The 13,329-nt window shown below is 32.0% G+C and carries 12 protein-coding genes; 5 read left to right on the forward strand and 7 right to left on the reverse strand.

The features are described from left to right. Positions 1–34: 34 nt before the first annotated feature. Together Q0828_RS20585 and Q0828_RS20590 are read left to right on the forward strand one after the other, a co-directional pair. On the forward strand, positions 35–1,264 hold the full coding sequence (locus Q0828_RS20585) for a TlpA disulfide reductase family protein (protein WP_366523621.1): 1,230 nt from the start codon (positions 35–37) through the stop codon (positions 1,262–1,264). A gap of 320 nt (positions 1,265–1,584) precedes the next feature. Further along, positions 1,585–3,690: an endonuclease gene (locus Q0828_RS20590; protein ID WP_298425871.1), complete on the forward strand. Its 2,106-nt coding sequence runs from the start codon at positions 1,585–1,587 to the stop codon at positions 3,688–3,690. A 73-nt stretch (positions 3,691–3,763) separates the two neighbouring features. Here Q0828_RS20590 and Q0828_RS20595 read toward each other — a convergent pair whose 3' ends face one another. Beyond that, entirely contained in the window at positions 3,764–4,291 is a 528-nt protein-coding gene (locus tag Q0828_RS20595) for a hypothetical protein (protein ID WP_298425874.1), read from the reverse strand. A 311-nt stretch (positions 4,292–4,602) separates the two neighbouring features. Here Q0828_RS20595 and Q0828_RS20600 point away from each other — a divergent pair, with 311 nt between their 5' ends. Together Q0828_RS20600 and Q0828_RS20605 are read left to right on the forward strand one after the other, a co-directional pair. After that, on the forward strand, positions 4,603–5,508 hold the full coding sequence (locus Q0828_RS20600; RefSeq protein WP_298425877.1) for a hypothetical protein: 906 nt from the start codon (positions 4,603–4,605) through the stop codon (positions 5,506–5,508). A 202-nt stretch (positions 5,509–5,710) separates the two neighbouring features. Continuing rightward, positions 5,711–6,817 (forward strand): DUF2911 domain-containing protein, encoded by a 1,107-nt coding sequence (locus Q0828_RS20605; RefSeq protein ID WP_298425880.1) that lies wholly within the window; start codon positions 5,711–5,713, stop codon positions 6,815–6,817. Between the two features lie 178 nt (positions 6,818–6,995). Here the strand turns inward: Q0828_RS20605 and Q0828_RS20610 are convergent, their stop codons facing one another. Together Q0828_RS20610 and Q0828_RS20615 are read right to left on the reverse strand one after the other, a co-directional pair. Then, positions 6,996–7,367 carry a VOC family protein gene (locus Q0828_RS20610; RefSeq protein ID WP_298425883.1) on the reverse strand — a complete coding sequence of 124 codons (372 nt, stop codon included), beginning with the start codon at positions 7,365–7,367 and terminating at the stop codon, positions 6,996–6,998. A gap of 132 nt (positions 7,368–7,499) precedes the next feature. Next, on the reverse strand, positions 7,500–7,688 hold the full coding sequence (locus Q0828_RS20615) for a hypothetical protein (protein WP_298425886.1): 189 nt from the start codon (positions 7,686–7,688) through the stop codon (positions 7,500–7,502). Between the two features lie 783 nt (positions 7,689–8,471). On the opposite strand from Q0828_RS20615, the gene Q0828_RS20620 reads away from it, so the two are divergent. Beyond that, positions 8,472–9,209: a helix-turn-helix domain-containing protein gene (locus tag Q0828_RS20620; RefSeq protein WP_298425889.1), complete on the forward strand. Its 738-nt coding sequence runs from the start codon at positions 8,472–8,474 to the stop codon at positions 9,207–9,209. Here the strand turns inward: Q0828_RS20620 and recG are convergent. The 4 genes from recG to Q0828_RS20640 all read right to left on the reverse strand — a co-directional run bounded on the left by recG (position 9,206) and on the right by Q0828_RS20640 (position 13,318). After that, entirely contained in the window at positions 9,206–11,311 is a 2,106-nt protein-coding gene (gene recG / locus Q0828_RS20625; RefSeq protein ID WP_298425892.1) for an ATP-dependent DNA helicase RecG, read from the reverse strand. The genes Q0828_RS20620 and recG overlap by 4 nt on opposite strands. A 115-nt stretch (positions 11,312–11,426) precedes the next feature. After that, entirely contained in the window at positions 11,427–11,669 is a 243-nt protein-coding gene (locus tag Q0828_RS20630; RefSeq protein WP_298425895.1) for a GlsB/YeaQ/YmgE family stress response membrane protein, read from the reverse strand. Between the two features lie 70 nt (positions 11,670–11,739). Next, positions 11,740–12,201: a hypothetical protein gene (locus tag Q0828_RS20635; protein WP_298425898.1), complete on the reverse strand. Its 462-nt coding sequence runs from the start codon at positions 12,199–12,201 to the stop codon at positions 11,740–11,742. A 7-nt stretch (positions 12,202–12,208) separates the two neighbouring features. Then, positions 12,209–13,318: a hypothetical protein gene (locus tag Q0828_RS20640; protein ID WP_298425901.1), complete on the reverse strand. Its 1,110-nt coding sequence runs from the start codon at positions 13,316–13,318 to the stop codon at positions 12,209–12,211. Positions 13,319–13,329: the final 11 nt, after the last annotated feature.

Consider the following 13,329-nt stretch of genomic DNA (forward strand, 5'->3'; position numbering starts at 1 on the left):
ACGAACAAATCAATTCACAATTACAATTGCATAAATGAAAAACATACAAAAATTATATATACTTTTTTTGGGAATTCTGTTAGTTTCCTGTGGGAAAAAAGAAACTAAGAAAGAAGTATTATCTCTAAAAGATGGTTCTTGGCGCGTTGCTTTAACGGTTCAGGATGGAAAAGAATTACCATTTATATTTTCAACAACAAGTAAAGGAATTGAAATTCACAATGCAGAAGAACGTATTTCGGTAAATGATATCACAATCAAAGATGACTCTGTTACGATAAAAATGGATGTGTATGAAGGTGTATTAAAAGGAAAGTTTACAGATGCAAACACGATTAAAGGCGAATTCATCAAAGTTTCGTTGGATAGATATGTTCCATTTACGGCTACCTTTGGAGAAAGAACTCGTTTTACAAATACTAAAGGAGATGCAAAAGCAAACATAACAGGAAATTGGGAAACTGTATTTAGCCCAGATGTAGAAGTTGATCGATATATTGCAAAAGGAATCTTTAAACAAACTGGAAATACAGTTACAGGAACGTTTAGAACTACAACGGGCGATTATCGGTATTTAGAAGGAACGCTCAATGGAGACAAATTACAACTCTCTACATTTGATGGTGCACATGCATTTTTATTTACGGCAACAGTTACAGATAGTACAATGGTGGGTGAATTTCAATCAGGAAATCACTGGAAAGAACCATTTACAGCAAAACGTAACGAAACTTACGAATTGCCGAATGCGAAAGATCTAACATATATAAAAGAAGGGTATAAAGAATTCAATTTTTCTTTTCCAGATAGTTCAGGAAAAAATATCTCACTAACGGATGAAAGTCTAAACGGAAAAGTACGTATTGTGCAAATCATGGGAACTTGGTGTCCAAACTGTTTAGATGAGTCAACATATTATTCGGGCTACGCAAAAAATAATACGGAAGTGAAATTTGTAGCCTTGGCTTTTGAATATGCAAAAACCAAAGAAAAAGCATTTGCAAATATCAAACGCTTACAAAAACGTCTCAATATTCCATATCCAATCTTATTAGCTCAATTTGGAACATCTGACAAGAAAAAAGCACAAGAAAAATTACCAATGCTAAATCATGTATTATCTTATCCGACGACTATTTTTATAGATAAAAAAGGAAAAGTCCGACGCATTCATACAGGTTTTAATGGACCTGCAACAGGAGACAAATATGTAGCGTTCAAAAAAGACTTTGAAAATTTTGTTTCTAAGCTTCAAAATGAATGAAAAGTACGGTTTAAGTAGTTGATTCGTAAGGGATAAACGTAGAAATAAAAAGCAAACAATTTGTTAACATAAAATTACTAGCATAGTTCCTAAAACCTACCTATTTTTAGAGTGTAGAAAGAGAAATTATGCAAACGACATTTTTACCAGCAATCACGAAAAACACTAATTATTCTATCAAATAATTTACAATCATAACGTCTTACTTCCTTTGGGAATTAAGGCGTTTTTTTTGATCTCTAATAAATAGACTCGTTTTGTAAGCTAAAAAATGTTTTGCGTATAATTTCAAACTAATAAACCTAACCAAAATATACTACATGAAAAAACTTTTACTCTGGCTATTTCTAGCCGTAAGCATTACAGCGTATGCGCAAATTCCATCGTATTACAATGACGTAAACTTATCACAATCGGGAAACAATCTAAAAGACGAATTGGCAACCAAAGTTATTGCGACACATTCAACGTTTCTATCATATACGCCCGGCGTTTGGAACGTATTACAGCAATCGGATTTAAATCCAAACAACAGTTCCGAAGTATTATTAATTTATGGTCACAATGATACTGACGGAAATGTAAAAACCGATAGAACTCGTGGAAAGTTTGACAATGGCGGTAGCGTTGGCGACTGGAACAGAGAGCATGTGTTTGCAAAATCATTGGCAAATCCAGATTTAGGTACTTCAGGCGCAGGAGCAGACGCACACAACTTACGTCCGTGTGATTTTCAACAAAACTCAACACGTAACAATCGTAAATTTGGAACTGGAAGCGGTGCAGCTGGATTCATAAACTCAAATGGCGATTGGTATCCTGGAGACGAATGGAAAGGTGATGTTGCACGTATGATTCTATTTATGTATATCCGTTACGGAAATCGTTGTTTGCCTATATATGTAGGAACAGGAAGCTCTGTAAGTAGTGATAATAATATGATTGATTTATTCTTACAATGGAATGCTGACGATCCAGTTTCTGCATTTGAATCAAATCGTAATGATGTTATTGCAGGAATTCAAGGAAACAGAAATCCTTTTATTGACAATCCAGCATTTGCCACACAAATTTGGGGCGGACCACAAGCCGAAGATAAATTCGGAAACGGCGGCGGTGGCACTGATCCTGGTACTGGTGGAGGAAGTACAGACGATCTATTCTTTTCAGAATACATTGAAGGTTCATCAAACAACAAAGCCTTAGAAATTGCAAACTTTACAGGAAACAGCGTTAATTTATCAATTTATACCATAAAAAAACAAACAAATGGCGCAGGAAGCTGGTCTTCTCCTTATGCATTAACCGGAAGCTTAGGAAACGGAAATGTATATGTAGTAGCTAACAGTTCGGCAAATTCTTCTATACAAAATGAAGCTGATGCTACAACTGGTGGTGCTGTAGTAACTTTTAATGGTAATGATGCTGTCGGATTATTTAAAAATAATGTTTTAATTGATATTATAGGAGATTTCAATGGTGGAAGTTCAAACTTTGCTCAAAACGTAACCTTGCGAAGAAAAGCAAGCGTTACAAGTCCAAACACAACTTATACGGAAGCAGAATGGGACGAATATGCCACAGATACAACTACTGATCTTGGTTCACATACTGTAAATGGTGGAGGAAATACTGGCGGAACACCTGGAAGTACAACAGTTTTACATGAAGGTTTCTTCGAAACTGGCTTAGATGGTTGGGTTGATGGCGGCGGCGATTGCTACCGTTATTCAGGAAGCAGATCGTATGAAGGAAGTAGATCTATGCGTATTCGAGATAACTCAGGAACGGCTTCATCAATGACATTAAATGATGTAAATGTAGCCGCGTATGACGAAGTAGAAGTAGAGTTCTATTTCTATTCATATAGTATGGAAACTGGCGAAGATTTCTGGCTACGTTATTACAATGGATCAAGCTGGCAAACGGTTCGTGCATATGTAAGTGGAACTGATTTCCAAAACAATAATTTCTTAAGTTCAAAAGTAACTTTAAGCAAAGCAAACTATAATTTTGTAAATAATGCGAAGTTCAGATTCCAATGCGATGCTTCGTCAAATGCAGATCAAATTTACATAGATCAGGTTACGATTACAGGTATTGTGAACGCTTCCGCGAGAATGCACTCAGAAGGGACATCTTCAAAAACAGATGTTATCTTACTTTCACGTTCTCCAGAAGAAGAAGACGTATTACTTGAAGAAGAATTTACGGTATATCCAAATCCTGCGGTGAATCAAATAGAAGTGAGAATCTTTGCAGAAGAAAACGCTTCATACCAAATTCATTCTATGTTAGGTCAGGTTGTAAAAGTTGGAACATTATACAGTAAAACAATCAATATAAACAATCTAAAAACAGGAATGTACATATTACAAATCAACGATGGAGATGAAATCTTAACAAAGAAATTTGTAAAGAAATAATTATCTACATGAATAATATTAGAAAGCCTTTCCGTTATGGAAAGGCTTTTTTATTAAAATACGATCTTTTACTCTATTGATAATAAAGTTTACCAGTTGAAGGATCAATAAAAAGTGTTTCTAATCTACCTGGGTTTGGAGCTATACTCGCTTGTGGAATATTTAAAATAGAAGTTTGGTAACCTTTTACAACTGTCAACATGGTACATCTTGCGTTTCCATTGACATCTAGCATTGCTTGCAGACTTGAAGTTCCTACTCCAAAATTACCACCATTCGTATCTACATTTACCCAGCTACTTCCACCGCCATTTAGAGCTACAGCTACCTTTCCGTCAATTCTTTTCACTGCGAAGTTTCCATGACCATTACCTCCTTGCATAAAGGCAATGATGGAATCGCCAGTATTTGCATTTGTAATATTAAATGTCTCATTTGTATAACCATTTACGGCTTTTATACTTAAACGTGCAGTAGGAATGTCGGTTCCTATTCCAACTTCAGAAGTACTCACCGAAATATTACTGTTATTTCCATCTTGATCTTTAATAAATTGAGAAGCTGCAGAAATCGGATTTGTTACTTGAATATCTAATGACATAATGTATGAGTTAATTTCCCTACTCTATTTAAAACAGGCTTTTCGGATTCGACCTAAATACTCAAAAAACGATAGTAGCTACTCAATCGAATGTTTCGTTTTTGTACCAAACAAATATATTTTAATACTTTGATTTTCAGTAGCGCTAAAAAGCGTAATTTGTAAATCAGGTTGAATCGTTTGTTCTTTATTTTTACTTTAGAATGAGTTTTCAATAAGCAAAATCTGATCAAAACAATAAGAACAATAAATACTTTTGATTTTAGTTAATATTCATATAGCTTTGATTATCAGTCAAAAACCAAAACGTTATGCATTTACTCAATAAGTATCTATTTTTCAGTTTATTCATTTGTTTTGTTGGATATGCACAAGAAGCAGCTGGCGACTTTAAGTATATTGGACAAAAAACACCATCATTGACTCCAGAAATATTTGCGCCTGATTTGATTTCTAAAAAAAGAGAATACGAATTTGGTTCAGTATTCAACAAATCAGCGACTGCGTTTTACTATGGCGTTGCTACTGGAAATACATCTGAAATACGTTTTACAGAACTTATTGCCAATAAATGGACAATACCAAAAACAATTTTATCAAATAAAAATTATGGTTTTAATGATCCGTTTTTATCACCTGATGAAAATCGATTATATTTTATATCGAAACGTTCATTTGATGGGAAAGGTGCTAAGGACGATCACGATATTTGGTATGTAGAAAAGAAAGGGAATATATGGTCAAATCCTATAAATGCTGGGCCAAACATAAATACAAAACAAAATGAATACTATATTTCATTCACAGAAACTGGTACGATGTATTTTTCATCAAACAAGCATAATGCTAATAACAAACAACAAAGTTTTGATATTTATTATTCAAAATTTAAAGATGGAGTTTTTCAAAAAGCAGTTGCTCTTAGTGAAGCCATAAATACAAAATATTACGAAGCCGATGTTTTTATTGATCCTAAAGAAAAATATATCATTTTTTGTGCAAATCGTCCCGAAGGATTGGGTAAAGGAGATCTTTATATTAGTTTTAAAAAGGAAGATGGAACTTGGACAAAGTCGATCAATATGGGAGATAAAATAAATACGAAAGGTCATGAACTCTGTCCTTTTGTATCAAATGATGGTAAGTATTTCTTTTACACAAGCAATCAGGATATCTATTGGGTGAGTACAAAAGTTTTTAACGAATTAAGAAAATAGTTACGTTGGCGTAATGTCATTAATAGATAAACAATGGTGATTTTAAAAATGCCTATAATATAACTTTTGCCCTTTATTAATGAGGCTTTCTTACAAATGTTAATTAACATTCGTTTCTTTAACATTAACAAAGCTATAACAAGTGTGCATAGTTTGAAAAAGTAACTTGTTCCATAAACTTTACTAACTAACACCAAATAGTATGAAATTAAAAATTACACACATTGCTAGTGTGGCTGTTTTAATGTTTCTAATGCTAACTATTACAGCATTTGCGCAAATCAACACACCTCGCGGAAGTCAAAAAGCAACGGTTTCTCAAACTGTTGGAACTTCTGAAGTAAGTATAACCTATTCAAGACCAAGTGTACGTGGACGCGAAATTTGGGGGAAATTAGTTCCTTACGGAATGAATAATTTAGGGTTTGGAACAGCAAAGGAATCACCGTGGCGAGCTGGAGCCGATGAAAATACAATCATAACATTTTCGCATGATGCTACCGTACAAGGAAAAGCTATCAAAGCAGGAACGTATGGTTTACATATGAATGTTAGAGAAAATGGCAATGTAACTATTATTTTTTCTAGCAATAGTACTTCTTGGGGAAGCTATTTTTATGAGCCATCAGAAGATGTATTGCAAGTAGATGTTACTTCAACAGAAATTCCACATGAAGAATTACTAACATATGATTTTATAGCGGTTAAGCCGAATAGTACAACTTTGGCATTACAATGGGGAAAGAAAGAAATTCCTTTTACAATTGGTTTTGACGTAAACAACATTGTACTTGCTGACATACGCAACAAGATGAGAGATCAGCCTGGGTTTAATCGTCAAACATGGGAACAAGCTGCAAATTATGCTTTAAATAATGGAGGCGATTTAAATGAAGCGTTAACTTGGATTAATGGCGCAATTGCAGGAAAGTTTTTTAGCAAGCAAACATTTATCAATACACAAATAAAAGCTGCTATTTTGATGAAACAAGATAAAAAGACTGAAGCATTAGCAGCTATGGAAGAAGTACTACCAGTAGCTACTGTTTTTGAAATTCACCAATATGGACGTCAATTACAATCGTTAGGAATGAACGATGAAGCTTTAGATATTTTTAAATACAACGCAAAGAAAAATAAAGGAACTTGGCCTGTACATTACGGAATGGCAAGAGGATACTCTGGAAAAGGAGATTTTAAAAATGCAATAAAGCACTTAGAAAAAGCGTTAAAAAATGCACCAAATGCTGCTAGTAAAAGTAGAGTGCAAGCAAATTTGGATAAATTGAAAAAAGGAGAAGCTATATAAAAATCACACAAAAAACTGCTAAAGAAATAAGAACAATCACCGTCATTCATCACATAAAAAAGCATCTATTTCAACAATAGATGCTTTTTTAATTTGTTTTTTTGATCTGTTAATTTGTTTGGTTGAAAATTTATTGTCAAACTCAACAACTAACTACTAAAGCATCAGGGCGTCCATATTATACATGCTGATCCATTAAAATTACATTCCCATCCGGATCTTTTATCATAAAACTTGCTGGTCCTGAGGTACTTTCGTCTGCTTCTGTGGAAAACTCAAAGTTTTTACTTTTTAATTCTTTTTGAATTTCTCTAATATCTGTAAATGATTCTAAATTTTGAGCATCTTGCGACCAACCAGGGTTGAAAGTCATCAAATTACCTTCAAACATCCCTTGAAATAATCCAATAACAGTTTGATCATTCTTCATAATCAACCAATTCTGTTCTATCTGTCCATGAAAAACAGAAAATCCTAAATTCTCATAAAAAGCTTTGGAAGCGTGAATATCTTTTACAGCAAGACTCACAGAAAATGCACCTAATTTCATAGTATTGTTTTAGACAAAAAATTTATTAAAGTTACATAATTTCATTGGAATGATATGAATTCAATGTTTAAATATCAAAAAGACAAAGCGAACCGAAGTTCGCTTTTGAATTTATGTTTTAAAATCAAAATCCTAGCAATGAGGAAATATCGAATGTAATTTGAATAACTCATAATCTATTTCACATCCTCTGGTATGTGCAACGTAACATCCGTTTGCGAAATAAACAAAGCTTTGCAAAGTATCAATATCATTAGGATCTGTAATATCCATATTTGGACCATCAGTTACATATATTTCTCCTCCTGAAACTTTATCCAAATTAGTAATTGATCTTTTGTTTAATTTCAATGTTTTAAGACTCTTTTTTTTCATTATAAATATATTTTTCCCTTACTCTATTATTACAGGCTTTTCAGGTTTCCGCCTTGAATCATTAGATGTACAAGTAGTAAAAGTGAAAGTTAATTGTTTAATAAATGAATTAAAGATCACGCGTTACAGGAATTGTACAGGAACAAATTTATATATGAAAACAAGATTGCTATCCCGATTCTGTAAGTAGTTAATGAATTAGGATAAATACGATATCATAAGGAATGGTTGAAGTTTTATGTTCAACAAAAAAAAGTAATATGCTTGTTCAAAAATATTTATGTGTGATAATAACTTTTATGTTTAAATCGTTTAAATAATTTCAAACTTCATAAGATAATATCTAACATACTAATGCTATTTAACCCTTTTAATATATTTATTTTTAGTGCAAGTATTCATGGTTTTATTTTTGGATTAATTGTTTTGTTTTCGAAAAGAAATAAATATCTTGCTTATTTCATTATTTTAGTTTCTTTAAATAATATCTATTTTTGGTTTTTAGATACAAAAATTACTACGTATCTAGGATGGAATTATTACTGGTTATTTCCTGTGCAGTGGGATTTATTAATGTGTCCCATATTTTTTTATTTCGTTTCAAATTATTTAAGAAAAAAAATAGAAAGGAAGTATTACATGTATCCTTTTTATATAAGTTTTCCTTTTTGTTTATTTTTCTTATTCCAACAAATTTTTTTAATTGATGTGATACCAATATCTCGTACTATGGTTGTGAATTTTTATTCCATTTTGAGTTGCATATCTATTATTTTTACGAGTATAATAATTTATAAAGGATATAAACTTATTGTTGACTATCAAAATGAAACAGAAAACTTAGATAGCGTTAAAATAGAAGTAAGCTGGTTAAAACGTTTGTTATTAATAGCAATGTTGGTGTTTTTCATTTGGGCATTAATAACTGTAGGCAATTTATTTATTTCGAATAATGACTATATAGAGCGTTTAGCAACGTATACTTTATGGATAGCGATGTCATTTTTAATTTATTGGATGGGATATTTGGGTGTATATCATTTAGGAATATTTAATCAAAGGCAACGTTTAAGAGTTAAAATTAATTCAGAGAATAGAAAATCAAATTATAAGAAACACACAGGTAGTACCAATCGATTTAATACTATTGATCGTACTATAAAAATGGATAGACTATACATGAATCCATCAATTAGTCTATCAACAGCTGCTACACATTTTAATTTAAGTGAAGGGTATATTTCTCAATTAATAAATAAACATACAAATACCAATTTTTCGACATATATAAATAACTTACGAATTGTTGAAGCAAAGCGAATTTTAATTGATACTACTTATAAAGATTATACTATTGTTGCAATTGCTCTAGAAGCTGGTTTTAATTCAAAATCGGTATTTTACAGTGCATTCAAGAAAAATACAGGAATCTCTCCGTCTGAGTATAGAAGAAAATCTCGCATTTAACTTATATAATTCCAAATATTCTTATGCTTTACCAATTGGGCAAAAGTATATCGAACTGCTTTGTGTTCTTCTAATGTCAAACTCGGGTCTACTTTTAATACTTGTTGTGCATAATAACGCGCCGTTTTTAGAATATCATTATCTTTTACAATATCGGCGATTTTTAAATTTAAGACTCCACTTTGTTGCGTTCCCATAATATTTCCAGGACCGCGAAGTTTTAAATCGACTTCAGCAATCTCAAATCCATCACTCGTACGAACCATCGTTTCTAAACGTGTTTTTCCATCTGAACTCAGTTTATGACTCGTCATCAAAATACAAAAGCTTTGTTCAGCTCCACGGCCTACACGACCGCGCAACTGATGCAATTGTGACAATCCAAAACGCTCAGCACTTTCAATAATCATCACAGAAGCATTCGGAACATTTACACCAACTTCAATAACTGTTGTAGCTACCATAATTTGCGTTTCACCTTTGATAAAACGATTCATTTCAAAATCTTTATCGGCGGGTTTCATTTTTCCGTGTACAATAGATATTTGGAAATCAGGCATTGGAAACTCGCGTGCAATACTTTCGTAACCATCCATTAAATCTTTATAATCCAGTTGTTCTGATTCCTGAATTAACGGATATACAATATAAATTTGTCTGCCTTTGGCAATTTCATCACGAATAAATTTAAATACTTTTAAACGATTACTATCATAACGATGCACGGTTTTAATCGCTTTTCTGCCTGGAGGCAATTCATCAATTACAGAAACATCCAAATCGCCATACAAACTCATCGCAAGTGTTCTTGGAATTGGTGTTGCTGTCATTACTAATATATGTGGAGGAAAAGTATTTTTATGCCATAGTTTTGCTCGTTGTGCTACTCCAAAACGGTGTTGCTCGTCAATAATAGCGAGTCCTAAGTTTTGGAATTTTACTTTATCTTCCAGAATTGCATGTGTTCCAATGAGAATGTCCAATGAACCATTTTCTAACATTTCATGAATTACACGTCTATCTTTCGTTTTTACAGAACCTGTCAATAGTTTTACGCTCAATCCTAAAGGTTCCACAAGTTCCATGATTCCATGATAATGCTGAATTGCCAAAATCTCCGTAGGAGCCATAATACAAGCTTGAAAATCGTTGTCAATGGCTAACAACATTGACATTAAAGCTACAATTGTTTTTCCGGAACCTACATCACCTTGTAGTAAACGATTCATTTGTGCATTGCTACCTAAATCGTTTCGAATTTCCTTAATTACACGTTTTTGTGCATTCGTTAAATCAAATGGTAAATGATTCGCATAAAAATCATTAAACTTTTCACCAACTTGATCAAATGGAAATCCTTTTATTTTGCTTTTATGGATGAGGTTTTTAGTGATGAGTTGTATTTGAATATAAAATAACTCTTCAAACTTTAAGCGATATTGTGCTTTTGCCAATAATTCCTGACTTTTTGGAAAGTGGATATTGAATAAAGCTTCCGTTTTAGAAATCAATTTCAATTCACCTAAAATAGTAGGAGGTAAGGTTTCATAAAACTGCGTACGCGATTCTATGAATAGTTGTTGCATCAACTTATTGATGACTCTGTTTGTAATTCCTTTGTTATTGAGTTTTTCCGTTGAAGGATACACAGGTTGCATCGCCGTTCGTAGACTTTGCTCATGTTCTTTTAATAATTCCATTTCTGGATGTGGCATTGAAAACGTTCCGTTGTACCAATTCGTTTTGCCAAAAATCACATATGGTGTATTCAGCTTTAAGCTGTCTTTAATCCATTTGTGTCCACGAAACCAAATCAATTCCATTTCACCTGTTCCATCTGTAAACGTTGCTACCAAACGTTTTCCACGTTTTTGTTGCACCATTTTTATATGAACAATTTTTCCAACGACTTGCACTTCAGAAGAGTTTCGTTGCAACTCGTTAATTTTAAAGTAACGTGTTTTATCAATATATCGATTTGGAAATAAATTGATAAAATCTTGATAGGTATGTATTCCCAACTCCTTACGAAGTAAATCGGCACGGTTTGGACCAACGCCTTTTAGGTAATCAATAGGAGTTTGTAATACATTTTTATTCATCAATTCAAAAGTAAGTTATTGTGAATTGCGAAGCAAACTAGATTTGTTATTCTTGTATAGACAGCTTTTTTGAATGGAAAAATATCTAAAAATAAAGAGTACGTTAACTCACTTTTTATTTTTTAAGCAAGTTTGCTATAAATAGAATGATAGAAGCTCCAATAGCTCCTTTTAGAATATCACCAAGTATACCATTGCTTAAGCTGACACCTAACTTTCCAAAAAGCCATCCTGCTAAGACACCGCCTAAAATTCCCAGAATAATATTCATTAATAAACCGAATCCGCCACCTTTCATCAATTTTCCAGCTAACCAACCAGCCAAAGCACCTATTAGTAAAGAATAAAGTAATCCCATAGTGTTAAGAGTTTAAGTTCTTTTTAAAGATAGAAAATTAACAGACAGTAAGCAATCGGGATTAGTATAGTTACATTTTTAATCCAAATATTTGATAGGTATCTCCATCAAAAATTGTATATATTCGTGTTTCATACAATATATCGTTATGTCTGAAATAGATGGTTCCGTCCAAACAATCTAAGCCATATGATACATTTTTTTCATAGGTAAAACTTACAAATTCTATATTGTTCCAAACGATTTCATTTTCTTTTCCACGCTCTTTAAAATTTTCATATTCACGTTCTCTAAAACGATTCCATTGATAATCAGTTACGGCAAGAATTTCATCCTTATAAGTTTTGTCAATATTTTTGTTGACAGCTAATGCTTTGTAATCTTCTAAAGAAAAGTATTCTTTAAAATACTGATCATATGATAATGTATCTAAGCTTTTTAGCACATCAAATGATCTTTGTTGAATTTCTGATTCTTTATTATTGCAAGAAATTAATAGGAAGATAGAGAAGAAGGCAATACAATATTTCATAATTAACTTAGTTTTTTAAATAAATTTCAAAAGGAAGTGTCTCTATATGTCTGCCCAACTTACTTTCGAACAGTTGGCATATCGTTTTTGATTCTGAGATTATAAGTCTTAGTTTTTGTGATTTTACAGTTACATTTTCAACTTCTTTCTCAGCTTGAACAGCTTTATTAATTTTTACATCTATTGATGATTTACTGTTAAAATCGATATATAAACTTTTATTCTTAAAGTCAACATGAATTTCAATTTGTCTTACAGGAAATGACTGATGTGTTGTGTTAGTGATATCAATGATTTCTTTCGGAATGCTTAAAAACGCTTGTTTAGAGAAACCAATTTGTATTGTAGGTTGTAAAATATTTTTTTCAACCTTTTCTATGGCATTTTCATCATTAAATAATTGATTAATGTTTTTCTTTGTTTTATCATCATTAGTTTCGTCTAATATGTAATGATTGAAAAGATATTTGATAATATCTTCATAGTCAACTTCCTCCAAAATTTCATCAAGCATTACTTCTTCTACATCACTATACGTGAGTTTTTGCTGTTCTTCTTTGCTGACTAACTCTTTAAAATTAGGAATTTCTTCAAGATTTAATCCTTTTGAAACTTCTTCAAAAAAGAGAATTCGTTTGGTTTCATGATTCAAGTCAGGCATGTAATCTCGGAGTAATTTATTAACTAATCTATATTCATCATAATCGTAATGCTTTATAGCAAGATCAAATAGAGAATGTAGCGAAAATGTATCATCGGTTAATTCGAATTCATCAAAATAATTCAAATAATTGAATGCATAGGTGATGTAAAAACTAACATTTGTAGCTGCCTTTTTAGTTTTTATATCAAAAAAATGAAGTAAAAACTTGTCTTTTAGCGGTAAATTAAGGTGTAGATCATTTTCTGATTTTTGATCAAATTGATACGATCCGTTTCCACCAGAGATAAAATTATACATAAAAATACCATCAGACATTTCATTGATGAATTTTTTACTTTTTTCCATTTCATCAGGAAACGAATCTAAGTTGTATAAACTCTTCAATGAGTTTTGAGAATTTATAATTGTTGTAGAAATGATAAGTGCAATAATGAAAAGCGTATTCTTGATCATATGATTGTGTA

It is taken from the genome of uncultured Kordia sp., from assembly GCF_947496985.1.
Lineage (GTDB): Bacteria > Bacteroidota > Bacteroidia > Flavobacteriales > Flavobacteriaceae > Kordia.